The organism is Serratia ureilytica (genome assembly GCF_013375155.1).
Taxonomy (GTDB): domain Bacteria; phylum Pseudomonadota; class Gammaproteobacteria; order Enterobacterales; family Enterobacteriaceae; genus Serratia; species Serratia ureilytica.
Genome location: NZ_JABXOF010000015.1, coordinates 40743 through 66788, shown reverse-complemented (window position 1 = coordinate 66788; position 26046 = coordinate 40743). Strand labels below are relative to the sequence as shown.

19 protein-coding genes are annotated in these 26046 nt (G+C 56.2%); 3 read left to right on the top strand and 16 right to left on the bottom strand.

The genetic code is table 11. The features are described 5' to 3' along the window. Nucleotides 1–3: 3 nt before the first annotated feature. The 7 genes from HWW83_RS23390 to HWW83_RS23360 form a co-directional block, all read right to left on the bottom strand. The gene (locus HWW83_RS23390) at nt 4–1014 is read right to left on the bottom strand and encodes an ArdC family protein (RefSeq protein WP_176589614.1); all 1011 of its coding nucleotides are present in this window, start codon (nt 1012–1014) and stop codon (nt 4–6) included. A gap of 75 nt (nt 1015–1089) precedes the next feature. Further along, nucleotides 1090–1692: a DUF3085 domain-containing protein gene (locus tag HWW83_RS23385; RefSeq protein ID WP_176589613.1), complete on the bottom strand. Its 603-nt coding sequence runs from the start codon at nt 1690–1692 to the stop codon at nt 1090–1092. Nucleotides 1693–1778: 86 nt separating this feature from the next. Next, nucleotides 1779–2264: a hypothetical protein gene (locus tag HWW83_RS23380; RefSeq protein ID WP_176589612.1), complete on the bottom strand. Its 486-nt coding sequence runs from the start codon at nt 2262–2264 to the stop codon at nt 1779–1781. A 73-nt stretch (nt 2265–2337) separates the two neighbouring features. Continuing rightward, the gene (locus tag HWW83_RS23375; RefSeq protein WP_176589611.1) at nt 2338–2916 is read right to left on the bottom strand and encodes a hypothetical protein; all 579 of its coding nucleotides are present in this window, start codon (nt 2914–2916) and stop codon (nt 2338–2340) included. A 95-nt stretch (nt 2917–3011) separates the two neighbouring features. Beyond that, entirely contained in the window at nt 3012–3386 is a 375-nt protein-coding gene (locus HWW83_RS23370; protein ID WP_176589610.1) for a hypothetical protein, read from the bottom strand. An 88-nt stretch (nt 3387–3474) separates the two neighbouring features. Continuing rightward, a complete protein-coding gene (locus HWW83_RS23365) occupies nt 3475–3813 on the bottom strand; it encodes a hypothetical protein (protein ID WP_176589609.1) in 339 nt (112 codons plus the stop codon). 533 nt (nt 3814–4346) lie between these two features. Continuing rightward, nucleotides 4347–5246 carry an integrase domain-containing protein gene (locus HWW83_RS23360; protein WP_176589608.1) on the bottom strand — a complete coding sequence of 300 codons (900 nt, stop codon included), beginning with the start codon at nt 5244–5246 and terminating at the stop codon, nt 4347–4349. Between the two features lie 1010 nt (nt 5247–6256). On the opposite strand from HWW83_RS23360, the gene HWW83_RS23355 reads away from it, so the two are divergent. Both HWW83_RS23355 and HWW83_RS23350 read left to right on the top strand, forming a co-directional pair. Then, a complete protein-coding gene (locus HWW83_RS23355) occupies nt 6257–7324 on the top strand; it encodes a hypothetical protein (RefSeq protein WP_176589607.1) in 1068 nt (355 codons plus the stop codon). Between the two features lie 248 nt (nt 7325–7572). After that, nucleotides 7573–7980, top strand: coding sequence for a hypothetical protein (locus tag HWW83_RS23350; RefSeq protein WP_255326669.1), 408 nt, complete (start codon nt 7573–7575; stop codon nt 7978–7980). A 39-nt stretch (nt 7981–8019) separates the two neighbouring features. Here HWW83_RS23350 and HWW83_RS23345 read toward each other — a convergent pair whose 3' ends face one another. The 5 genes from HWW83_RS23345 to HWW83_RS23325 form a co-directional block, all read right to left on the bottom strand. After that, nucleotides 8020–9558, bottom strand: a complete 1539-nt coding sequence (locus HWW83_RS23345; RefSeq protein WP_176589606.1) for a conjugal transfer protein TraG N-terminal domain-containing protein — start codon at nt 9556–9558, stop codon at nt 8020–8022. Further along, nucleotides 9555–9926 (bottom strand): hypothetical protein, encoded by a 372-nt coding sequence (locus HWW83_RS23340; RefSeq protein ID WP_176589605.1) that lies wholly within the window; start codon nt 9924–9926, stop codon nt 9555–9557. The genes HWW83_RS23345 and HWW83_RS23340 overlap by 4 nt, the downstream gene beginning before the upstream one ends. A 16-nt stretch (nt 9927–9942) precedes the next feature. Beyond that, a complete protein-coding gene (locus HWW83_RS23335) occupies nt 9943–11424 on the bottom strand; it encodes an integrating conjugative element protein (protein ID WP_176589629.1) in 1482 nt (493 codons plus the stop codon). A 10-nt stretch (nt 11425–11434) separates the two neighbouring features. Next, nucleotides 11435–12370 carry a TIGR03756 family integrating conjugative element protein gene (locus HWW83_RS23330; RefSeq protein WP_255326672.1) on the bottom strand — a complete coding sequence of 312 codons (936 nt, stop codon included), beginning with the start codon at nt 12368–12370 and terminating at the stop codon, nt 11435–11437. Between the two features lie 73 nt (nt 12371–12443). Next, nucleotides 12444–12848 (bottom strand): TIGR03757 family integrating conjugative element protein, encoded by a 405-nt coding sequence (locus tag HWW83_RS23325; RefSeq protein WP_176589603.1) that lies wholly within the window; start codon nt 12846–12848, stop codon nt 12444–12446. Here HWW83_RS23325 and HWW83_RS23320 point away from each other — a divergent pair. Next, the gene (locus tag HWW83_RS23320; RefSeq protein WP_369523016.1) at nt 12847–13323 is read left to right on the top strand and encodes an IS1 family transposase; all 477 of its coding nucleotides are present in this window, start codon (nt 12847–12849) and stop codon (nt 13321–13323) included. The genes HWW83_RS23325 and HWW83_RS23320 overlap by 2 nt on opposite strands. Nucleotides 13324–13445: 122 nt before the next feature. Here the strand turns inward: HWW83_RS23320 and HWW83_RS23315 are convergent, their stop codons facing one another. The 4 genes from HWW83_RS23315 to HWW83_RS25740 form a co-directional block, all read right to left on the bottom strand. Next, nucleotides 13446–13859, bottom strand: coding sequence for an Imm63 family immunity protein (locus HWW83_RS23315; RefSeq protein WP_141972663.1), 414 nt, complete (start codon nt 13857–13859; stop codon nt 13446–13448). Nucleotides 13860–13861: 2 nt separating this feature from the next. Continuing rightward, nucleotides 13862–14635 (bottom strand): TNT domain-containing protein, encoded by a 774-nt coding sequence (locus tag HWW83_RS23310; protein ID WP_176589602.1) that lies wholly within the window; start codon nt 14633–14635, stop codon nt 13862–13864. 158 nt (nt 14636–14793) lie between these two features. Beyond that, the gene (locus HWW83_RS23305) at nt 14794–15051 is read right to left on the bottom strand and encodes a hypothetical protein (RefSeq protein WP_176589601.1); all 258 of its coding nucleotides are present in this window, start codon (nt 15049–15051) and stop codon (nt 14794–14796) included. Further along, the gene (locus HWW83_RS25740; protein WP_255326668.1) at nt 15038–25990 is read right to left on the bottom strand and encodes a hemagglutinin repeat-containing protein; all 10953 of its coding nucleotides are present in this window, start codon (nt 25988–25990) and stop codon (nt 15038–15040) included. Before HWW83_RS25740 ends, HWW83_RS23305 begins: the two co-directional genes overlap by 14 nt. Nucleotides 25991–26046: the final 56 nt, after the last annotated feature.

Sequence of the window (26046 nt, the reverse complement as noted above, 5' to 3'; positions counted from 1 at the left end):
TCCTCATGCCGCAACGGCAGGATCGGTTGTCACCGGGTCTGCCAGGGGCTTCAGCAAAAACTCTGACGCCTCCCGGGCTTGCTTAGCCGCACGAAACAGCGCGCGCTTGTCCTCACGCAACACCCTGAGCCAGTGCTCGAGGTAGCTATCGTGCCGAACGTCGCCAAAGACGCCAAGCTGTGCGCACATAAAAGCACTGCCCAGCTCCGCCACCAGTTCCTCAAACGCATACACCGGGTCGCCGAACCGCCGGGAAGAAGACGTGATCCCTTCCCGGTTAAGCCGTTTAGCATGGCCGGTGCTGTGCACCAGTTCATGCAACAACGTTGACCAGTAATCCGCCTCGGTTCGAAATTGCTGAGCCTGTGGCAGGACAATCTGATCCCTGAGCGGGGAGTAAAACGCCCTGTCCTGGTAAACCTGTTCAACCCGAACGCCGCAGGCCTCAACGAGGGTGTTAACCTGAGCCTGCGTTTTCGCATCAACCAACGCATTACCCTCATCCGTCTCGGTTGCCGGCATAACGCCGACAACGGTCTCGGGGAGGTTGTCGCATTGGCCAACGTTAAACAGGTACAGCGGCTTCAGCATGGGTATTCGCGTTTTCAGCGGTTTTCCCTCTTCGTCAAACAGCTGCCGGCCATCAGCATCCTCCACCTGCTTGTCCCAGGGTTTGAATACCACGGCCAGGGTTGCCGTTTCGCCGGCACGTACATGGCCACCGACGGCTTCCGCCTGCTTATAAGTCAGCCAGCGATTGGAGTGAAAACCGCGTTCTTCCGCAGCTATCCACAACAGCAGCACATTTACGCCGCTGTAGTGGTAACCCGTCGTGCCGTTCTGCGGCATGACAGACCCGGTATAAATCCGGTTCCGGTCAGTCCGCCAGGGCTTGCGCCAGGGTAAGGTGCCACGCTTGATGGCGCCGATGATACTGTCCGTGACCTGTTGGTACAGGTCTGGTCGTTCGCGACGGGCTTTTGCCAGCCGGCGTGATGGTGATGTTTTCTTCATGGAATGCTCCTCAATGAAAAAGGCGCATTCCTCCCCTGGCGGCGAAGAATACGCCCCAGGGGACAGGAAAAGTGGTTAAAAAGCGGGGTAACGCAGCGCCCCTTTCGGATTCACTGTGTCAATACGCTGTTTCAGCCGTTCGAACAGAGCCAGGTAATCAGCCCGATCGGCGGGTTTTGCCCGTTTGCAATCGGTATGACAGGCCGTGGCCAGCAGGTTGATGGCCCGCTCACGCCAGTGTTTAAACTCATCCTGGCTGACGCAGACCGAGTAATGGACCTCGGCCAGCTGCAGCATGCGCGCGGTCACCCGGCGATAATCGGCGACACACACCCAGTTAACCGTGGCAACGTGCATACAGACCGTTTCGGGTAACAGGTGGATCCAGAGCTCATGGCCTTGCGACAGTATTCGCTCGATACAACTGTCGTTCAGCACCAGCTCCTCACCAAAGTCGTCGCCGCCGGCAAGCTGCCGGGACGTTTCATACCAGGCCTCATCCTTGTCAGGATGACACCCGTCGGCATACGCCAGATGCTTGATACGGCCGGTGGCGTTTCGTTCGCCCACGGCCGGCATCAGATAGACGCCATTATCCTTGGCCAACACCAACGCACACTGATTGGCGCGGACTTCAGCCACGACGGCGCGCAGTTCTGCAGGGTTAAAATGCAACATGATAAGTCTCCTGAGTTGCGGAGACGGACTTCCCCGGGAGGGAAAGCCCCTCCAGGGAAATGAAACGTTGTGGCCAGTGGGTGGTGTTACCACGAAGCCCGGAAGTAAAGGTGGTCCCGACTGAAATCAAAACCGGCAAGCACGTTGTTAACGTACACCTTCAGTAAATCGACCTGCGTCCAGTAAATACCGCCGTAGTCGCGAGATTCAGAAGGAAACTCATCATGGCAGTTCGCTTCATTCAGCCGCGACAGACACAAATCCAGCATCTGGATGTCATTGCGGTCGAACGCCATCAGCTCACCGTTTGTGACCTCCCCGACACTGTTGTCCACCCAATGCATCAACGCAGTAAACCCGCGAAAATGACAGGTGTGAACCAGCAGCGGCGGATGGTAGTGGTTACACGTTTTGTGGTTGTATATTCGCGGCGCCTGCGCGCAATCACCGCCGTCCTCCAGCCACGCTGGTGAACACGGCACCCAGTCACCGACGGGTGTCCAGTCGCCGTTTACCGGCAACATCGGATAGTCAGCCTTACGTTGACGGAAAAAGTTGATATCAAGCCCCATGGGTCACTCCTCTCGGTATACGGACAGGAGCTCCCCTGCAGGGAGACCCTGCCGGGTGAATTAAAAATCGCGACTATGCCGCCGAATGCGCCTGATTCAGACGCACCGCCAGCACTTCATCCATGCCGACAATAACGCGCCAGCGACAAAGCAATTCATCGGGATCATCGTTATGACTGCTATACCCTTCCAAATGGTAAAGAATGGAATCATCAGCCAGTGCCGCCTCATCCACTTCACCCGGAGCAAGAAGTTCTGGGCGTTTAAGGTGGTGGCGCAACCAGAGCAGTGGCAACTCCCATCCTAGATTTTTGGAAAGTTTGGCGTCGTTCCGCTCTATCCGTACAGAGCCAGGGCACAGGTTATGAATCAGTATCAGAACCAGTCGGTGAAAAAAATCAGGGTGCTGAAAGAACCCCACACGTTCTTTGACGTAAGGCACCGGTTGCATCGGGATATTTTCCTCTGCTCCCGGTGATACACGTAAACCGGCCGTTTCGAAGATCATGCCATCAAACAGCTGACCGGCTTCCGTGATACCTTCTGGCCGGGACTCTTCCGGCAACAGCCAGAACACCTCGGTCACCGCCAGGGTGAAATCAATCCACGCGTTCTGGGACGGTGGTGCGACAAAATACACGTTCATACTCACGATAAATCCTCCGGTAACAAAAAATTGGGGGGATTTATCCCCCGGACGGGAATAAATCCCCGTCAGGGTGTGTGTCTGTCAGGCTGCAGTGCCGATCACCAAACCTCGAGCTCGCCAATCGCAATGTCGGCTTCGACATCGCGCTTGCCTTGCTCCACGGCCTGCGTCCAATAAGACGCGTGAATATCTTTGCTCAGAGTATCCAGGCCAGCCATAAGCGCTTGCCCGTTAGCGGAAAGTGTCGATATATAGCCGTACTGCATGACCAGCAGGAAACCACCAAAGGCCTCACCCGCATTGATAACGGCATTTTCCACATCATTCAGCTCTGTGGGGTCTTCACGTTCAAGACCCAGTCCCAGACGCTGGTAAGCCCGGATACTCATAAGCTTGCCTTCCACCAGACAAAGGAAATGAAACGCATCAAGCGCGGTTTTTAAGTCAAGTACGTTGGGTAACGGGGTATGCATCGATAAATCCTCCATAAAATGCCGAGGGATTTATCCCCATAACGGGTGTAAATCCCCGTCAGGGTATTAAGTGGGTAAACCGACCGCTCTAAAAGCGGTAACGCAGTCTGGCCAAATGCTCAGCATGTTGACAGGCGAGTCGGTAAGCTTTTCTGCGCTCGGTATGCTTGCAAAACAGCACAACGTGGGTGCTTGCGTAGGTATATTCGCCTTTGCACCACCCCTTGCGCAGCGTCAGTAACGCGCTGACCGAACCATCATCACTGCAGATAACATGCGCGCGAACGGCAAAATTACCTGCTGCATTGACGTACCAGTCAGTAAAACGCGGCGGCGCCATGCGAAAAGGTATTCGCTGGACAGCCGATTTGACACGGTGCAGGGTTGAGAAGAAATCAGGAACAACTGAAGAAGTAAAAACAGACATGGTGTTTCTCCTGTAAAAAAGGGAAACACCGCTCCCAAGGGAAAGGTATTTCCCCGGGGGATCAGATTGCAGCAACCGCAGTCGTTATGACATCGGTCAATACCTTCATCACCGTTAAGTGATCCCTGTTCTCAAAGGTTAAACAGGGTTACCGCCACTGGGGCTTCCTCTTTCAGGCTACGAGGATATTCGCAGTCGCCCGAAGGCGTTTCTCACAGACCGCTGAAACTTTGGTTGGCACTCACCCGAAGGCGCTTCTCACAGAGTGCTGAAGCATTGGCTGGTTGTCCGAAGACAACGAGTAAGCATGTTTATTTTCCGAGCAAATCGCTGATCTGTCAAGAGGCCATGCGCACCTGTTTTTGGATTAATTTTTCCTATTATCCTAATAACGTAACATCTCAGTACCATTATCATTTTGAGGTCGCAGCCCTGTGAGAGCTGCGACCTTATGTACGAACCATCATATTCACGTATACCGTTGAGAAAATTTTAAATTAATAAAATCCCGCATACTAAATGCAATTAATCCGTTACTCCACATCACCTTTAAAATAGACTTGCTTAATATAACGTCCTCGGCCATCACCATGGCCCAAATCCATCGATACCAATGCCTCTGCTTCTACACGACTCATTCCATTTTTAACATGATGAGTCACCGCATCGCGTGAATACGCGTATCGCAAACTATGGGGAGCATCTTTCCCTGTCATTCCTGCCTCACGAACAATATTTCGATAACGTTCTATTGCTGTATGCAATGAAGGTTTATCAATCAATTTTCCATTGTGGTCATCACAATGCTTTATTGCAGCATCTAAAATAGATAAAACCTTCTCACGATTAAAAATGGTCGTATCACGAGGACGACCTCCTTTCGTGCCAAAAACAACCCGAACACGCTCGTCGCCATTAATTAAAGCCTGCCGCCATGTTTTTAATGACTTTGCTGACTGAACAGTTTCTTCCGTTCGCAAACCTACATAGCGAGACAATTGAACACCTAATGCTACCCCTGCATCTTTCTTTAAGACGTGATTTATGACAGCAGTTAACTTTTCATCCGAAATAGGGGCTTTTTTTCCATCACGGTTAGCACCTGAAATCCCTAAAGCCTGGTTACTCAATTTCTCATGGTTGGGATCGGCCAGTTTATTCCGACCCGCAGCTGACATGATTGAACGCACTGCTGCCATCTCGTTTTGCAATGTACGGAGCGACAGGTTTTCAGCCTGCCGGCTATGAATGTATTTTTCGATATGGGCCGTCTTGATGTGTTTTACATCACGAATTTGAATATTTAACTTTGCCAGACATTCAGAAAAACGTGCTGCAATTCTGGAACGGTCAGCAACGGTTTTAAAACTCCCTCCTCCCTGACGAGCAAGCGTGACAAGTTGTTTTCCCAGCTGTTTACCGAATCTGGACATCTTAACATCTCCAATGGGATACACGTCCTTCTGCTTTAAAAGAAGCAGACGGATCTGTACCCCAGTAATTTCAACCCCGACGACACGGTTGCTTTTGCGCTTCCTGCGTCTCGACTGGTATCTGTGCATCGGGGCGGCGAAATGTTGAGTTCTTGCGAGGCACCCCAGATCTCTGATCTGTTTGCTGCTAATGCAGAGCTGACTTTCGTCAAGCTGCCTCCAACACTACTGTCCGTAGTGTCGCCATCGATACCGAGTCGATTTCCTCCTTCTAGATAGTGAAACGTTCAAAACGGGTTTCCCGTCGTAATTACGTTGAAGTGAATAAGTGTTTAAGACCGTATTGACACGGACTACATGTTGGTCAGATGGTAGTAAAACGTTGAAAGCCACGTTGTGCGTGGGTTGAGACGTTATGCGCTACGCGCGTCACTTGGTAGTGTCTTCGCCACTTCACAAGTGACGCGCGCTCCTCTGCTCCTAATGAGACTCACGTAAGCGGCCAAATGTACCAAATGGCCTTATACGTGCGTTCAAAAGTCGCATCGTTAGCAACTCGTCATAAAAGATAAGAGAATCAAACCGTTGAAGCGTAGAACATCGCCATGGCGAGCTCTATAGCTGAAAAACGTAATACATACGTTATTGGTGAAAGGAACCGTACCAGGACTGGCGCGGTTGAGTCGCAAATGAACCTTCATCACTGCCGTGATCTCCGTTCTCAAAGGGTAAACGGAGGTACCGCCACATGGGCATCCTCTTCCAGGCTACGAGGATATTGTGACCACCCGAAGGCGTTTCTCACAGGTCACATGAAACATTGGATGGCACTCACCCGAAGGCGTCTCTCACAGAGCGCTGAGACATTGGATGGTCGTCCGAAGACGACGATACAACTCGAGTAGGGTAAGCGATCCTATCGAATCCCGTCAATCACTTGACTTGATTTCGTTCGCTGGCTACAGTGTATTACACTACATAAAATTGCATTACAAAAAAAAGGAAATAACATGAAAGTACCTTCATCCTTTCGTTTCCCTGAGCGATTAATGAATAGTTTAAAGGCTCGTGCAGAGTCACGAAATAAATCGCTAACTGAACATGTTCAGACTGTCCTGGAAGCAAGCTTGGACAACGAAGACTTTGAGAAGAAACATTACTTTGAGCTTATGGAGAATCCAGATAAAAGCATTTCCGACATTTACATAAAACTCTTCAGTACAATAAACACACAGACAACGCGCTTAAGTCTGTCTGAGCTAAAGTTCATTATACACCACTGCCATCAGGCCTATCTCTTTCACAGCCATGCTGTTAGCAATGATTATATCAAGGTAATTATTGACATATCATTAGAGCTGGTTACTGTTTCAGTACGTGAAAACATTACCTTTGATAAACATTATGTCTACCGCTGTTTTGATCTATCAGATGAAAACCTGGATGAAACTATCAGCAGTATGAAATCAGTTATTAATAAATGCATCGATGGCACCTACGCCGAATATTTAACCCGCCCATTGGAAAGTGGAGCATTTAACTTTGCGCAGTACCCAAAAGAAACTCTAGATTTAATATTTACCAAAGCAAGGTTGCAAAAACTATTCCCTCTTGTTACACGCGGAATCATTCAAAAAAACAAAGATAAATGGAGAATAAAAGAACTTTCTCAAAACATCCCTTCGCATAGAGTTGATTTTTGCGTCGATGATTTAAATTTTTCTATAGTTTGCCATGGCAGCGAACTAAGATATGATGACCCTGCATCCGTTTTCTTTGTTATCGAAGGAAAGCACTTTATCAAGCCATATTCATTAAAGCCCCTACTTGCGATCATTCGCTTAGTAAATCGGGACGTACTAGACGATTTTTCCAGAACGTATAATGACTCTGATAAAGTAACTATCTGGCCACCGTACTCCACTGATAATAACGGAACGATAGACATAGACTCACTCAGGTTAATATACACATCAGAGCTCTACAATGAATTTAAAGAGAAGTTCCTGAAGGCTATCGGGGACGAAAAAATGTCAGTTATACTTAACGCAATGAAGATAATGCATGGGGATATTTGACCTTGCTTGCCTATTTGGGGGGGCTACCAGTGCCTTTACCTTTATTGGGTATTCACCACCTGACTTTGAAGATGTAAACCTATACTGTTGTTCCACCTGCTGATATAAAGCTCTCCAGTCTGGGCAGGATCATGTAGCATCTCCGAACACAGAAAAGCTTGTTTGCTTGCGGTCTGAGGACCGAGTGAATAGCAATTGGTTATTATTCAGGCTATGATGAGGTCAGGCTATCACCTAGCTAAGGAGTGATGATGAACGAAACAAGACAGCACCACGCCTATCAGCGTGGAGTACGCATGGCAAGCCTGTGGAAGCGTCTTAAAGGTACGATTTTGAGATGGGATGCGTTCTTTGTGTCAAAGGCTCGGAAATACAGCCTACCTGCTTGGATCGCCCATATTCCGATGATTATCCTTGCAATTAGCATTCTAGCGACGTTGGTGTTCGGAGGGATGATCATTGCCAGTTCGGTCGTACTCATTGGAGCATTACTTCTTCTCGTTAGTGAAGCATTTTCACCAAAAGAGGAAGCAAACCTAGCTGAAGATGCAACGACGTTAAATACGTCATACAAATCGCCATGTGAATATAGAGCTGATGGTGAGTTTGGACCAGGCTGGTACGCCGGTAATTACAAAGTTAGCGATGATTACTGAAGTTTCAGCAATCATCGCACTTTGGTTATTTAGAACAGCCTATTTGCCAGCGAGATTGCCAGCCCCCTTACTAGCTATCGTGTCCGCCACGGCACCGCCAACTTTTCCTCCAGCAGCCTTACTATCTGCTGCACCGTTTGCCAGAGCCATACCTAGTGAATGACCGACACTCACCCCTGCCCATGAAAGAGCACCCAACCACATAGCTGGTAATACGATAAACATACAGCCCATCACCAGGTTCATAATCAGGTCATCGGCACTATTCTGGAACCCGGCCACATTCCAGCGACTGTGCGAGTCCGAACTGTACAATGCCTCTAGTAACCAACTGTCCAGCCAGCGCGCCAGTTCCCACCAGAACGTCAGGAAATTCAGCGCAAACACCACGAACGTCACGGTGATCACCGTCTTGTACTCGTAGGCCGCAAAGGCTAGGATGAGTGGCACCATGATATACACGGCCATCAGCAGTACCGCCTGCACCATCGGCAATGCCTGACGCATCGCATCAAAGGCCGGATAGGCCGCCAGGCTCCCCAGCGCGGTTCCGCCCAGTGACGTGAGCCGGTTAACCGAGTTGTCCAGGGTAAAATCTGCATTGCCGCCGTAACCGGCATAAGCGCGTCCGCCCTGGGAGACCGTCAGGTTATCCGGGCTGACCAGGCGACGCACCACGGCTTCTTTATAATCTGCATCTGGTTGCCCCATCATCTTCAGCGCGGCAGACATCCGCAGCATGACGCCCGGATCGACTTGTTTCACCACGCGAGCCTCCAGTCCCGTCTCGCCGGCTGACCACCACTCGCTGCAGGTTGGATATCCCCCTCGTCCGGTGTTTGGCCGGCCACTGTCCCGCCCTTCACTCCACGGGAAACTGGCGCGCGGCGTTTTGGACTGCAGGTTGTTGTAGTACCCGCCGTTCAGGAAGGTCTTCGACCCCAGCCACTCGATGTCACGCAGGGTGGCTTTGTCCGTCGTCTGGCCCTGGTCGCGGTTCTGCCAGGTATACAATGCCAGCGCATAGCAGTCGTTGGTGAAGTCCTGCAGCTCCTTCGCCAGCGCCGGGTTGTTGACCCGACTGTGTTGGACTTCAAAACGGACCTGCCGCAGATCAGGCCTGCACGGAATGGTTGCAACGGCCGCCGACGTGATGCCTTTTGAGAGTTTATGCACCACCAACCACCACACCGGCACCTTCGCCGTCTGGCCGTTCATACTCGACATGATGTTTGCGTAGCCCGTTTCATCCGGCTTTTTCGGTGTCCAGGTACCACAGGTCGCCGCCCGGCTGCTGTCGTATTTGATGGTGTCGAGGCTGACATTCATCAGCGGCAGACAACAGGCCAGCATCACAAAGAATGCCCCGTAGAGCAGGTTTTCGATGCGTGGCAGAGACAGCATCCCTTTGTTGCCCTCATCTTCCCCTTCCTCTCGCACCTTCAGCCAGACGGCTGCCACTTTGAACAGCAGCGGCAGCACAAACAGCCCCGTACTGACCAGCAGCTCCCACAGGCCATTGTTAATCAGCCAGCCGAGCAGCGTCAGGAAATACTCCAGATAGCTGTTTGTCATCATAAGGTCAGCCCTCCACCAAAGAGGCTGTATTCACAGGCCAGGGAAAATACCGCGCAGGCGATGGCCATGCGTTTGAGGGGTTGCCGGTATTCTGGTTTGCAGCCCGGCGCATGCCAGACTTTCCAGAACCCCCAGGCCAGCGCGGCGTAAAGCGCCAGGCGCCAGCTCAGCCAGCCATAACGGGTGCTGTGCACCCAGTCACGCAGCGCGGCACTCTCTCCCGGGTGATTGACACCCCAGTGAGCCATGCCCAGCGCGACTATCATCGCTATCACCAGCATGCCCAACATCTGCAGAACACGCTTTGCCCGCAGACCAAACCGGCGCCTCCTGGTAGGCGTCACCGCTTTTTTCTCTGTTCCGGTCATTGATTCATCCTCACAATTACTGGTCGCTTTCCGGCACGGCCAACTGGTTGAATTTAGTATCCGGGCTGTCAACCGACTGACGCTGCGGGTTGGTTTCCGCCCGATTGTTCTCCCTGTCGATGATGGTCAGTACCGCGTTACGCGCAATTTCACGCTTCATCTCCATCTCGTTCTTGAGCGCCGTGATCTCACGATCCAGCGCCTCGATACGCCGATCACCCTCTTCCATCGCGACTTTCTGCGCAGAGGCATTCGGCTCAGACATCCCGGTGGTGATCATGCGCCGCATGATAAAGGCCGTTTCGATGGTATCCGCCATCGCCAGTTCACTGGCCAGGCGCCCAACCAGGGCGGCATTATCTGGATCGCGCTGCAGTGCCTTGATAACGCCGGCGGTCACCGTCAGGCTACCCGTCTTGAGTTTGGCCAGGTTGCCCGCGGTGGGTTTTTCTGCCCCATTGACCAGCTTGGCCAACTGCTCGTTATTCGTTTTCGTCGCCTCTTCCAGCATCGGCGCAAAACCTGTACCGGCTACGGTGCTGCCTGGCTGTTCGGTCCCTTCGCCACTGGTGCATTGCGCGGCGTCCTTGCAGGTGCGCAGCGAGGTGTCGCCCAACACCTTCACCACAGCGGCTGCCGCTTCTTCACTGCTGGCATATTTGGTACAGGCACCGCCTGTACAGCTGCTGCCGGATACGCTGGAGGTGCTGGTGACCGGCAACGCATTCATCATGTTGTAGCCGGCTGCAGCCAGATCGTGCGTCGGTTTGATCGCCGGCTGACCGGCGCCGCCGCGCTTCTGTCCACCGATCCAGGTCTGGCCGGATTGCCCGGTTACTTTCTCGGTGGCATTCATCGACCGCACTGCATCGGCATCCCCGTTATTGATCAGGCTTTTGGCCTCCTCCATCGCCGCCGCCTGGCTCCAGCCGCCGGAATCCGCCATATCCATCATCCGTTTGGAGAGGTTCTGGCAATTGAGCTGGGCTTTGTCGAATGCCATATTGGCCTGCAATACCCCGTTGGTCAGCATTTCATACAAGCCCGGGTTAGCACGCTGGATAGCCATCGCAGGCAGACTGGCTACCGCACCGGTAGCGCCCTGAATAACGTTACCCATCAGGCTCTTGAACCCGTCCGTCACGCCATTAAGCTGGTTACCGATGGTGCTCTTCAGGTCGAAGTTGCCGCACATCAAATCCGAGCTCCAGCCCAGATTCATCCCCAGGCGCTGCATATTGCCGCGCGTCGCCGGCTGCGATATCACCGAGCCTCCGCCCAGGGAATAGAACAGCTTGTCCGAGACGGCGCCGCTTGCGTTCTTACCGTAACCGATATTGCTGTCATTCACCTGGGGCAGTGAAATACCAAACAGGGTGCCGTTATCGTCATTGTCGTCAGCATGTGCGCTCACACCGGCCATCGCCAGGCTGCCGGCAACCACCAAAGGCAGTAGACTGCGTCGTCCCCAGAGAGATTTATTCATTGGTTTTTTCATCATTTATGCCTCAAAAATCCGTGCTGTAGAGGAAACGCTGCCCGCGGCGCTGGCAGCAGCTGTAGGGTTGCCACAGGGCAAAGGCAGCGTTCGCATCCGCGGCTGGCGTATGGTCACCGTCCGGGAACACGGCGCAGGACTGGCTGAGCTGCGGCGCCAGGCGTTGCCATTTGTGGTTGCTGGTTCCGGTATTTTCCTGAACCGCACCTGGTGGCCAGTACCCTTCCGAGCGCTGGCCCATCAGGGGCTGGTAGACGTGCGGCTGACCAGAGCGAGTGATGATGTCCGCCACCCGCTGTGCCACCAGAGCCCCCGCCTTGTCGTCATCGACCTGAGTCACAAATCCCGAACGGGGGTAGACGTTGCCCCACATATTCGCGGCCGCCTGACTGCCGACCTCACGCTGACCAGGCACCAACGCTTCGGGATAAAGGGATTCCGGCATGCCTGTACGCCATGCCAGGCTGTCCAGCGTGCTGAGGAAATACGGCACGAAGGGGGTCGCCGCACTGCGGCACGAATAGCCGGCAATGCTGCCGCCAATCAGGGTCGTCGCCGGATGGCCAATGGCGTCAGCGTATTTGAAATGCAGGTTGGTTTTGCGCTGCCCGGGGGTTTTCAGCTCATTGTTGCCACCGCCGGCTGCAACGCCGCCCAGTGCGCTGGTGATACTGCTCTCGAGTCCGCCGGCGGCCTGACTGACCATCGACATCTCACGCCATGGGTTGCCTCCTGGAGCGTTATACGCTGATACCACTGCCTCCGGGATGAAATGGGAAACTTTGACCGAGGTTCTGACGGTGCATCCGCCCCAACTGCAGAACAACCAGTAGCAAATGCCGCTGACTCGCCAGCTGATGCAGGACTGTGACACGGCACTGGCAACAATCTGCGCGCTGTTGAGCGCGGCATTCGCCGCCGGCACACCGGCCGCAGACAGCATCATGGCCACACCGAAGGATTTAAGGGTCAGCCGGGGTTGTCCGGGTGATGCCAACTGCAAAGGAGATCGTTGCATATCACTGGCCCTCCAATGACTTCACGCGCAACGCGGTGGCCCGGGCGATATCGGCGGTGCCATACACCACATCTCGATCGTCAAACACGACCGCGGGGACTTTTTTGACGCCCAGTTCCCACGCGCGCACCACCGCGCGGTAAACCGTGGCCAGCTCCTGTTCATGCGCCTGCCATTGTGGTGACTGCAGTACGGCTTGCGCCTGCCGCTGCGCTTCATCCGGGTTCGACGACAGTGCGCCGAAGAGCTGCGTCTGCAACTGCTCCGGACCGTCAAGATAAATCACGGTCACGGAAGCATCATTATTCGTCGGGGGATGGTGGGAATCGGTATACAGTACCGTGCCGGCAAGCACCGATGCCGGCATCAGCAGAGGGAACAACGTCAGCAACGTGCTGATTTTCATGGCGTACACTCCTGCGTGGATAGAATCCACACAGGATGCTATGGAGCGCTCAGAAAGACAGCAAAGAAGTCTTTATTGGATTGCGATAATTTCCCTACCAAACGGCGGAATGAAGCTCTGCCATAGCTCACTCTCAAAGGCTATTGACTTGTACAGCTTGAATTTTCCAGCGGACAATGTACTGGCCCAGACTTTTGGCCCACGAACCAACGAAACCTGCCGCGAATTATTGACGCTGCTCAAGCCTTTTAACATTGGGATGATAACCAGCGACGACTGGGGGAGTTATGCCAGAAAGGTGCCGAAGGAAAAGCATCTGACCGGCAATATTTTTACTCAACGCATTGAGCGCAACAACCTGACGCTGAGAACCCGAATCAAACGCCTGGCCCAAAGAACCATCTGCTTCTCACGCTCTGTAGAGCTTCATGAAAAAGTCATTGGGGCCCTCATCGAAAAATACATGTTCTACTAATTGGAGTCATTACCAAAAATACATTGATTAAACTTACTGATTAGTAAATTAAACCATTTATCTACGGCGTCAGGGCCTTAGATATAGGAATCCCGGTCACATTGGCCGGGATTTTGTTACTTTTATTTAAGAGTATCGGTATACGGATTTTTAGCGAGGATATCATCAATTTCATCCTGAGCCTTTAATCTCCATTCATCACTAATAACACCCATAAGATCAAGCACTTTATTAAATGCAACTCGCCGCCCATCTCTGTTCTCAACATGATTTTCCAGTTCATATTGAAAGGCAACTTTATAAATAAAGTCAGACATAATCCAAAAAAGCAACTCATCTTTTGAATTCGTTGTTTTTCTAAAAAACTCCACCCCTCTCTCAGAGTATATATAATTGTACAACCCACCATCATAGGAAATATGTGGCCTACCATCACCAGGTGATGATGAGAAAATGTGCAAATCACTTTCAGGAATCCCCACACTCTTCCCTAGATCGTTTACCTTTTTTTGTATCTCAGAAAAAGAAAGCAGCATAATTACTTTATCTCCCGTAGATATCCATTTTTCACCAGCCAATCAACATTCACTCGTTCTTGCATGTTAGGTAATATTTGAATCCCCCCACCTGGTTCACCAAAAGCAGGAGCAATTTTTCCTTGAATGGCAGGCAATGGTTTTACTACCTCATATTCATAATATTTTTCAGCTTTAGCACCAGGCGCAAGTGCACGTTGTTCGTAAGGTGTTCCTTTTGGTGCAAGGAAAGAACCACCAGGCTCACCATATCTATCCAAGCGAGTGCCTACAGGTATTGTGGTTTTGATAGGATCCCCTTCAAATCCTAAATTCTTAGGCCAATCCCATCCCCCATTGGCATTCTTGAATTGATCATAGTAAGAATACCCGCCAGCCTCAACATCGGTAACGGCACTTGAACTATTGGGGTTATTAGATGGTTTTTTAAGGTTTGGTGATTCAACTTTGCCAACAACATTGGCCGATGCTCCCTCTGAAGGAAGGATCTTCGCTGAAATTAGAGCGCCTGATAATACCCCAGCAAAACTCTCCAGTGCCTTCTGATCGCCATTGGCCGCTTTAATGGTTGTGGATTTAATCCCTTCCCACGCATCGCCATTCATGATGGCAGTCAGTGTGGCTGCCGCTCCTGCATCTTTTTTCGCTAAATCACTTTGGGCCTGACCGCAGTAGCTGCCTCCGGTTGCACAGGTCGCCAGTGCTGCTGTCAAATCGAATGCAGTATCCCCACCGAGCATCACGAAGTCACTGGTTTCACTGCTGGCATTAATCAAACCATTGACAAGCTGGGACGCGATATTTTCCCCCAGTTTATCCCTGACCTCAGTTTTCCACCATTCTGCGCTTTGTTTAACTGACTCCCGCGCTTTGTCCCCGGCCAGCGAGTTATTCTCAACAACAACCCCAGCCGCAAAGGCTGGGGTTCGTCAGCTTACTTATTCGGCTTTTTACTGCCCTTACGTTCTTGTATCCTCGCTTTTATCCATAGCCCCAGACCAAGAGCTGAGCCGACAATTCCCCCTTTTTGAAGCGAGAGCAGGATAGTTTCTTTCCAGTTTAATTCAAAATAACCGATTTTAAAATAAACCAGCAACGCGCCCAAAACACTTGCCATAAAACAAATTACAAAAAACACAAAAAAGCAGCGATAAATTAGGGTAAAAAGCTCATATGTTTTATTTTTTTTCATCTTTATGCTCCGCTTTATCAAGGGCATCTTTTGCAGCATCGCTGACTATTTCACTAGCTGTAGAACCACCAACAGCTCCAATCACCTCAGCCGTCCCCTCTTTAACTGCTGTCGATAACCCTCCAGTAATATATTTTTCCGCTTTACTCCCCGCAACGGAACCTAGTCCAGCCCCAATAACCGAATTAGTAGGATCCTCCCCTTTAATACCACTGCCAATGGCAGCCCCCCCCATATTTATAGCTGCTGATGATCCAATACCTTTTCCTGTTGTCGCGGCTGATGTTATCCCTGCCATTATTGCATCGACATAACTGAACGGTTCTTTTCCTGACAACTGAGATACTGTATTAACACCAACACCGATTGCAGCATTAAGCGCCATACCTTCTTTTATGGTAGTACCTAGCACATTGCCACCAAACATCAGCGGCGCATCACCTATGCTGGCATTCGATTTATGGTAGCCCCAGGTGTTCATGATGCTCTGAGCTTTTGACATGGCTTCAGAGTCAGGGTTACGTTTCATGTAATCCTGGCCAGAGAGCAGCCCGGTAACCAGCTGTTGTGCTACCGCTGGCCCGTAGGCTTTTTCCATTTCAGAAGCATAAATACGAAGATACCCGGCCAGTTCAGCCCGCTCATTACTGCTCATCAGTGAAGGATCTTTAGTAAATTTAGAAACCAGCGCATCACTGCGTTTGTCGGCATTTTCCAGCTTAATAAGCTCATTGGCTGTAGCTAATGACTTATCACCGTTCTTAATTTTCTCAACTGCTTTGTCGAGCTTGCCTGAAGATGTCGCACCAAGGAGGTTATTCTCAACCGCATTCTTGCCGGTCTGCGCCGCCGTCATGCCTCCTGCAGTATCGCCCGTCGCCAGCCCGCCTGCAAGTCCTGCCGCCAGTTGACTCAGGGCGCTCACCTGCTGTTTCTGCACGTCGCTCAGTTGCTCCGCCGTCTTGCCCGGGAACAGCTGGCCGCCAATGTAGCGCGCCGCCAGTTCACCACCGCCGGCACCCAGCCCACCGGCCAGCGCCGACTGGTTATTCAGTTGCGCGGTCACCGCGCCCAGAACAGCGTGCGCCATTGTGTTGGCAGCAACGTCGACTTCACCGGTCAGCGGATTGGTAGTCAGTTTCTTGATTTCCGTCGCCAGGTACGGCGAGGCCCCGCTCGCCAGCGCTCCCGCCAGGTTGTTGCCCGCCAGTGCCGTCAGCGCCCCCGTCACCGCCTGCGCCGCCTTCTGCAGGTCGCTGCCGGTGCCGTACTCCTTCATCGCCTTTTGGTAGGCGTCGGTCTGCTTCAGCGCCGTCTCGTTGCCCTTAAGCTCGGGATGCGCCTTCAGGGCCTCTTTAAGCCCCGCAAGGTCGCCCTGCGTGCGGATAACATCCATCGCCTGACCGCCGATTTCTCCTATCAGCTGCGCCTGTTTGAGCCGGTTCTGCTCCTTTTCCTTGTCAAAGATGGGGCTGATGCTGCCGGCGTTGGCGTTATCCGTATCCCGGTTAAGCTGCGCCACATCCTGCTGCTGTTTGTCGGTGTTGCGGATAAGCAGTGTACCCTCACTGACGCCGGCCTTGGTCGTGCCTTCGACATGCCCGCTGTTGTTGGCGCCCGACAGCATGCCGCCGGCCATATTGGTCAGCAGGTCTTTGCCCACCGGTCCGCCGGTGCTGAGACTGCCGCCGCTGTGCTTCGCGCTGTAGTCCGCCTGGTTGTGGATGTCCGTCCAACCCAGCGTACCAGTCTCCAGACGGTTCTTGTCTTTTTCCGCGGTACTGGCTATCACCGCGCCATCAAGCTGGGTGTGTTCTTTAACCTTGATGTCATAGCCGCCCTTGCCCGCAAACAGCCCGGTCTGCTCTTTCACCGAGTCGAAGTTGCTGTGCAGCTTGTCCTGACTGGCGCTCAGGTTGGCCGAGCCGGTCCCGGCGCCAATCGGCACACTGACGCCGCCACTGACGCTGCTCTGCTTCGCATCATAGCGGTCGCTGTCCTGCCGGCTGCCGAGCGTCAGGTTGCCGCCGACGTCGGCAGTAATTTTCTCCCCGCTGACCTGGGCGCCGGCAAGCGTGGTATCCCGCCCGCTGTGCAGCGTCACCGAGCCGCCGCTGTCCACGGTCGTCTCGTTCCAGGTGGTGCCGTTGCCACTCTCGCGCCCCTGGCCCTTGTTGGCGTTGGCGAACACGCTCACGCCGCTGTTCTGACCCACCCCGACGCTCACGCCCACGCTGCCACCCCGGCTACTGTTGCTGCCGTCGGTCTTTTGCGTGTCGTCCACAGCCGTGAGCCGCAGGTCGCGACTGGCGTCAAGCGTCGTCTCCCTACCGGCCTTGAGCTGGCTGCCGGTAATGCGAATATCACCGCTTTGCCCTGTGTGGTTTTTACCGGTTGCGGTAACCGACAGGGTCTGCCCGGCGGTGAGCGTACTGCCCTGCGACAGGTTGCTTTCGGTGTGGGTCTCGCTTTTCGACGACTGGCTGCCCAGCGAGGCGCTCACCCCAAAGCCGGCGGCCTTGTCGTCCCCAATCAGGTCACCCTTGGCCTGCGCCTGCGCCGCCTGCACGCCGGACAGCGCCGCCTTGGTGTTTTGCAGCGCATTCAGGCGCCCATCGCCTTCCTTTCGCGCCTGCTGCGCCGAGCTGACGGCGGTGTTGAGTGCGCCGCCCACGGTGCCCGACAGCGCCACGCTCAGGCCGCTCTGCTTCTGCTCAAAGGTTTCCTTGCGGGTGCGCTGGTCATAACCCGGGTCGATGGTCACGCTGTCACCGGTGAGAGCCAGGTCCTTGCCCGCCACCAGGTCGGCGCCGCCAATGTGCAGTTGGTTGCCCGCCGTGATGTTGACGCTGCCCTGGCTGCTGCCGACGGTGCTGACGCTCTGGCTCTGGGTCCGGCCTTTCTCGTCGATTTCGTGTTTGCTCGACTGTTTGCCAATGGTGAACCCAATACCACCGCTGCCCAGCAGGCCGCTCTTTTTCTTCTCTTCCAGCCGGTAGTGTGTGTCGGTCTCGGTGGCCGCACCGATATCGACGTTATTTCCGGCCTGCAGGTTCACGTCCCGGTCAGCGGCAATGGCCGAGCCGGAGACCGTCAGGTCATTGCCGGCGTTGACGCTGACACTGTCGCCGCTGAGCAGGCTGCCCTTCTCGCGGGTGGTCGCATCGTTGGCAATACTGTGGCTGCTGCTTTTTTTCAGAAAGCCTTTTTTCTGAGACCGTTCTTCACTGAAGGTCGACTCGCGTTCGGTGGCGGTATTGAGGGTGATATCCTGCTTCGCCTGCAGGGCAACGGCACTCTGTTCGCTGTGCAGGGCGCTGGCCGTGGCGGTGATGCTACCGTCCTGCGCCACCACCGTGACACCATCACGCCCGCTAAGGGTGCTGCCCACCACGTTTTCCCGCAGGACTTCTTCGGCGCGCTCACCCTTGGTTTTCCTGCCGCGGCTCTCCTCATTGGAGACGCGATGTTCGCTGTCGGTGGTGTGGTTAAGGACCACATCCTTTTTCGCCTGCAGGGCAATGGCACCCTGGTCACTGTGCAGGGTGCTGCCGGTGACCGTGACATCCCCCTCACGCCCGATAACCGTGACGCCCTGCTGACCGCTGAAGGTGCTACCGGTGCTGATTTCACGTTCGGTTTGCTCTTCCCGATGGCTTTTGGTTTTGCCCTCGCGTTTGTTTTCGCTGTCCTGGTCTTGCGTGCGGGTGCGCGCGTCTTTAATGGTCACGTCCTGCGCACTGAGTCCAATGCGACCACTTTGGCTTGCAACCTGCGCGCCTTCGACCAGCAGTTGGTTACCCGCCACCAGGGTGACGCCCTGGTCGCCGCCGAGCGTGCTTAATGTCAGGCGCTCTTCCTGGCGGTCGTTGCTGACCGAGGAAGTACGGCTGTTGGCGTCCAGGTGCGTGGTGTTGGTGGTCGTCTCGGCCTGGATGTTGATATCATTCCCGGCCCGCACGCCGAGCTGGCCGCCGGCTTTTGCCTGGCTCCCCGTAAGCAGAACGTCGTGCACGGCCGTGAGCGTGAGATTGCCGCCGGCGTTAAGCGCGCTCCCCTGTGCCTGCTGCCACTCGCCGCCGACGTGCGTCAGCCGCTCACCGGCCGCTTCCGTGCCGCCGCGGGTGCGGTTGCCCATAGAACCCGAGATGAACTCGAGGTCGGCGATATGACTGCTTTTGGCGGCGGTGATGGTCAGGTCATTGCGCGCGCTCAGGCTGAGCGTATCGGTCGCATTGAGCTTCGCCCCCGTGAGCGTGATATCGGTGCCGCGCAGGCGAATATCGCCGGCGCTCATGGTCGCCTGGCGCAGTGCGTCCTGCAGATTAGTGCTCAGGGCCAGACTGTCGGCCTGCACGTCAATGCTGCCGGCTTTGATGTCGCCGCCCTGATGCAGGAACTGCCCGGCGTCGACCGTCAGGGCTTTGTCGGCAAACAGATTGCCGGCATTGGTGATGCTGTTTGCCGAGAGTTGCAGGTCGCCACCGCCAATCACCGCGCCATCGCCGGTCAGGCGCAGCGTAGTCTGTGCCAGGTACACCTTCGGTAGCCACACCGTTTGCGGGCCGCCTTCCGTTTGCACCGTCTCGCTCACCAGCCAGACGATATCCTGTTGCAACGCTGCAATTTGCTCCGGCGTCAGGGCCACGCCCGGCACCAGATGGAAGTCCTGGGCGACTTTGCTGCCATTGTTCATCAGTTGCTGATACTGCTCCATCGCATCCCAGCCCTTGACGGACGGTTTACCGGTCAGCGCCAGCACCTGCTCGCGCACCAGACGCTGCTCGTAAAAGCCGTCGCCCAGGCGCTTATGGGCCTGCGCGGGGTCATACCCTACGCGTTCTAGCATATAGTCGCTGCTGATAAAGTTGTCGCGGCGGGTAAAGCGTTCATCGGTCACCACCAGGAACGGGCTGCCGGTCGCCGTATGCTGACTAAACAAGCCGTTATTGGGGATGGCGGTGGCCACATTGCCCAGGTGCTGTAACTGCGTCAGCGCCAGCTCAGACGGCAGCAGTGGGCGCCCCAGCGGCGAGGACGGCGCGGCGCCCGGTCTTGTCATTTGCTCGCCCGGCGCCAACGCCGTATCGCCGTCAGGTCGGGCAGCGCCCTCTACCGTGAAGGCCAGCGGATTGCGCTCAAGCTCGGCGCGTTCGGCATCCACCGCCTTTAACGCCGCATCAAGTTGACTGATTTGCGCCTGATTGACCGTGGTGTTGGTGATGCGGGCTCCGTTGATGGTGACCGTGCCATTGCCGGTGATCACCCCGTCAACGGTCGCCAGCGCCGTGGTTTCGTCCCGGTTGAACGTGGGGTACCAGTGATGCGTGTCCTTGTCATAATGGTCAACGATAGCCGCCTGGCGCCGCTCATTAACCGAGTAACCGCGGTTGTCCACGCTGCCGCCGCCGTCCTGCGTCAGATTGCCGTTGGCGGTAATGACGCTGGCGTCATTGAGCAACGCTCCCGTGATGCGCAGCACCATGTTGCCGCCCGCCAGAATACGCGCGCCGATCCCCTCACTCACCAGCTTGTCGCGCGTCACCGTGCCGCTCTCGGTACGTTCGCGGAAGTTGTTGTAATCGGTGATGAACGGCGCGCTGTCGATATCGACATGCTTTTCGGGATCCCAGGTCATCACCTGCGTCCAGTCGTGCTCCCAATGGAAGCCGTTTTGGTAAGGCGTCGGGATATTCGACAGCTGGTTTCCCCCCCGCGTCTCGTAGAACGTCATCGCATAGCTGCCATCGGCATTCGGCTTGAGCGCCAGGTAATTGACCCACAGGTCGGTCAGTTGGCCCTTATTGTCCTTGACCCGCACCTGTGCGCGCTTGCCCGCCGCATCAATGGCCAGCAGAGTGCCGTAGCGGGTGGTTTGCGCCGCCGCATCATCCTGGAAAGTCAGCTGTTGGGTAGTCGGCGCCAGGGTGCTTTTGTCAGGGTTGACCTTTGAACCGTAGGAGCGCCAGTAGTAGTTGTAGCGGTGCCATTTGTAGTCGCTCTTCTCCGCGTCACGCTCAATCACCAGCCCTTCGCGCTGGTTGTTCAGGCGACGGGCCTCGACGGTGGCGTCACCGTCTGCTTCGATAAAGCTGGCCCGATTTTCAATCAGGTCATCGCTGTGCAACTGCAGGCGGTCGGCGCTGTAAATCAGCGCGCCCTCCCGATTGGTCAGTCGCTCACCGGCCTGCACCGTCAGGCTGTGGGTCGCCGCCATCACCGCAGGCGCACCGTGGTTGTCGATAATGCGCCCGTTCACGGTGATGTCGTCGCCCATCAGCGCCGCGGTGTTGTCCAGGGAATCGACGTTCAGCGTCATGCTGTCCGCCTCAAGGCGCCCGGTGTTTTGCAAGGCTCCGGTCGTCAGCAGCAGCGTTTTGCCCACCAGCGTCGCCGGATTGGTGATGCTGGCCGCAGTGAGCGCCAGATTGCCTGGCAGCAACCAATCCGCCAGGTTGGTAAAGGCGCCGCTCAGGGAGAACGTCACCGTGCCGTTACTGCTGATCGTTTCGCCGGCCTGATGGGTGTAGTCCTGCTGCGCGGACAGCGTCAGCGCCTGCAGCCCCAGCAGGGTACCGTTCTGATTATCCAAGGTACGCGCATGCACGGTGAGTTGCCCGGCGCTCTCCACGCGCCCGCCCTGGTTGAGCAGCGCCAGCGGCGAGTCGGTCTGTGACCGGTCAGTATTGATATTGAGGTTGCCGTTGGCCAGGATACGCCCCTGGCGGTTGTCCAGCTGCGTTACCCCCGCGAGGGTCATCTGGCCGCTACTCTGCAGGCGGCCTGCGGTATTGTCGATATCATGAGAGGTGATATCGGCGCGTGTGGTGCCCAGTATCAACCCACCATCACGATTGTTCAGACGGTCGGCCTGTAGATTGAGAGCCGCCTGGCTGCTGAGCGTGCCCTGACCGCTGTTATCGAGCGTCCCGGCCTTGAGCGCCAGCCCCTGGGTTGACACTAATTGCCCACCCCGGTTGTTGACCTGCGCCCCCTCAAGGGTGAGCGAGTCGCCGCTGTGCACCTTGCCGTGCTGATTGTTAAGCCGGTCGAGTCGGTAGATGCCCGCCCCCTGACTGATGAGCGTACCTCCGGCGTTGTCCAGCTGCTTTGATGCCACCGCGATGCCGCCGCGGCTGCTGAATACGCCGCGTGTATTATTGATACCGGCGGCCGACACCTTCTGGTCGCCATTACTGCGCACGGCACCGTCGGTATTCTCCAGCAAGCCAAGAATACGCAGCGCTACGTGTTGCTGGCCGTCTATCGTCCCGCCGGCATTATTCAGCGTTTGTGCGTCAAGCGCCAGCGCACCACCGCCCTGTATTTTCCCGCCGCGGTTGTCCAGCCCACCGTTCAGATTGAGCCGCAGCTGCTTCTGGCTGTAGAGTTGCCCCGCCTGTGCGTTATCAAGGCTAAGGGCGGCAATAGTCAGCGCCTGGCCCGCCAGCCACTGACCACCGGCGTTATTGATGGCGCCGGCATGTTCGCCATCTTTGGCGCCTGCAACAGCAAGCTGCCCCTGCGCCGAGACCTTGCCGTTGCGATTATCGATATCCTGTTTGATGCGCAGAGCCAGGTTTTGCGCCGATTGCATCACGCCCCGGGCGTTATCCAACCAGTCAGCCGTAAGCTGTGCTTCCTGCTGGCTCTGTACGCTGCCCTTCGTATTGTCAAAACCGCCGCTTCTGGCCCGCCAGCTCCCCTGGCTGCCCATCCAACCCTGCGCGTTGACGATATCCTGCGCCTGCAGCATTTGAGACGACTGACTAAAAATCCGCCCCTGGCCGTTATCCAGCTTGTCGGTGAACTGCATGTCCAGGCTGCCCAGCGCGTTGATGGCGCCCTGAGCATTGAGCAGACTGGCGGCGCGCACCTGCGTGCGGCCATTGCCGGTCAAGGTGCCGCCCTGATTGTCCCAGCCGCCGGTCAGGTTCAGGGAAAGCGCCTGCCCGCCGAGCACCACCCCTGCAGCGCGGTTGGTCAACTGGCCTCCCTGCAGAGACAGGTCGCCACCGCTCTGCAGGGAGCCGCCATCATTATCGAACAGGCTGGCTGCACCGCCTTTAACGGCAAGGGCTTGCTGCGCGGTCAGTTTGCCGGTGCGATTGAGGATATTGCCTGTAGCATCCAGCGTCAGGCCTCCGCCGGACTGCAGCCGCCCGCCGGTATTGTCGAGCGACTGCGCGCTGGCGGTGACCTGCTGGCCACCTTGTGCGGTGCCACCCTGGTTGTCCCAATCGCCATCGGTGTTGACGGCGAGTGTGCTGCCGCCTTCAAGCCAGCCGGCGGCGTTGCTCAACCCTTGCTTCGCCGTCAGGTTCGCATCCTGCCTGGCGACCACCTTGCCCTGAGCGTTATCGAGGCGCTGCGCCGTTAGCGTGAGCGACTCGCCGCTGATTTCCCCCTCGCGGTTGCCAAGCACGCCCGACGTAGTGAGAGAGAGCCTTTGCCCACCCAGCAGCTTGCCGGCCTCGTTGTGGACGTCTCGCGCTGACACCGTGGTTTGCCCATTTCCCTGCACCCTACCGTGATGATTGTTCAGCTCGCCCTCACTGCTCACCGTCAGCATCTCACCGGCGCCCAGCAGCCCCTGCGTGTTGTCCAGCCCCTGACGGGCATGCAGCTCAAGCCGTTGTCGGCCAATCACCTTGCCCTGCGTGTTGTCGAGACGGTCAGACTTCACCGTCAGCACCGCGGCGCTGATTTCGCCGCCACGGTTACTGGCATTACCCGAGGTCGTCAGGGTTGATGCCTGGCCGGACAGCAGCTTGCCACCGTCGTTGTTGAGGGTCGTTGCCGTTGCCGTGACGGCCGTTTCGCCTTGCGCCGTGCCGCCACGGTTGTCCCAGTCGCCGGTATGGATATCCAGCGCCTTGCCGGCACCCATCAGGCCGCGTTGGTTATCCAGGCGGCTGGCCGTCAGGTCGAGATTGCCCTGACCGATGATCTGCCCCTGCGCGTTATCCAGCCGTTGTACCGCCAGACGCACGTCATCGCCACTCAGGGTGCCGGACTGGTTATTCAGATCGCTACCTGCCTCAAGCGCCAGGCCGTTCCCGGCCAGCAGGTTGCCCCCGGCATTATTCACCGCACCATCAGCATGGAGCGTGAAGCCCGCCTGGGTTTTTACCGTGCCGCGCTGATTATCGAGGCTGCCGGCGTCGAGGCGAAGAGCTCCGTTGCTGCCCATCGTGCCACCGCCATTGTCGAGCAGGCCACCCACTCGCCAGTGCTGCGCCGTTTCCCCCAGCGCCACCAGGCGACCACGCTGATTGACCAGCCGGCCGGCCGAAAGCAGAAGGCTCTGCGTCTCGATGGTGCCGTCACCGTTATCCAGTGCGCCTGCCAGGGTGAAACGGCTTTCACCGTCACCGGTCTGTGACCAGGTCGCCTGTTGGTTGGACAGGTTGTCGGCATCTACCGTCCAGCGCCCGGCCTTGACCCTGGCCTGCTGCGCATCCACATTTCCCTTCGTGCTCACGGCCAGCTCACCGCTGTCTACGGTGGACTGGCGCAATGCCACCCCGCCCTCGCGGGCCGTCAGCGCGGTACGGCCGGCTCCGACCTGCGCGCCGCTGATATCCACCCGCCGCCCGGTCGCGTTGACGTTCTTTTTACTGAGCAGACTGCCACTGGCGCGAATTTCGCCCTGGCTATCAAGCTGCAGATTGGCATCATGGACCAGCGTGCTGTCGGCATTACTGCCCGCCAGCAGGTGGCCACTGCTTTGAATGCCGCGCGCGGCGTTCAGGTGCACATTCCCGGCCGCCGCCAACGTACCGGATTGCGTTAACATTCCCTCGCGACTCTGCACGGCCAGTTGGCCACCGCTATACACTTTCCCGTGCGTCTCGATGTCGCCTTTTGCCGCCAGCTGAATATCGCCACCGGCCTGCGTGGCCGCATCCGGCGCACCAGAGCGCCAGCTGAGCTTGCCTTCGCTGCTCACGGTGAGCGTTTTGCCCGCCTGGACCTGTCCGCCCTGGTTACGCACGCCGACGCCGGCTTCAGTGCCAATCATGCGGATACTGCCGCTGTACATGCCGCCCATCTGCCCCATATCGATGGCAAGCTCAGGCCTGGCGCTGCCGTCGCCCGAAAGCGGCGCGGCGGTTTTGCCGTCCGCGCTCACGCGATTGCGGCCAGCCACCAGCGTCACGCCTTCTTTAGCCCAGACGCCGGCGTTGACCTCCACCGCGCGCGCCAGAATGTCGACGTACTCGGTATCATGACGGGTATCGCCGTTGAGCCCACCGCCCTCGATGCGCACCACGCCACGCTCGACCTGGTAGCCCGCCACACTGCCATCGGCGTTCAGTTGCGGTTTACCGGTGGTCAGCGTCATGCGTCCGGCGTTGATGGTGCCGCAGCCGTTGCAGACAATGCCGGCGGGGTTGGCCACAATCACCTGCGCCTTGCCGCCGGCCACTTCCATAAAACCGCGCAGCTGGCTGGGATTGTTGCTGTTGACTTCGTTGAGGATGACGCGCGCCGGCGCGGAATTGGGATTGAGGTTAGGGTTACCCTGGATCATTCCGGCCATCTGGGTCGCGGTCATCCCCGCCGAGTTGTTGAGGATGGCGCCTTTGGCGTCGACGTCGAACTGCTGATACTGATTATGTGAGACCCCAGCCTGGTTGGGGGCGGTGATGTTGACCTGCGGCAAGCCGTTCTGGGTATTGATGACCTCCGGCCGCTGGGAAGGATTGGCACCGCCGTCCGCGACAATGCCGTCTGCCATGACGGGGCCGGCGAACATCAACAGCCCAAGCAGCCACACTGACCGACGCACGGTGACCCACAGACGACTTCCACCTGTTATTCCTGAACCGATGCGTTGCCCCGGCTCGCTGCTGCAGCTGCGGGCCAGTTCGGACACCACCCGCAACTCCCCGTGGGTGCGGCTGAAGATAAGGCGATAGCAATGTTTGTTCATAGGTCACATCCGTGAGAAAAGTCAGTCCGTTCAGGTCAGCGCAGCAACGCTGCCGG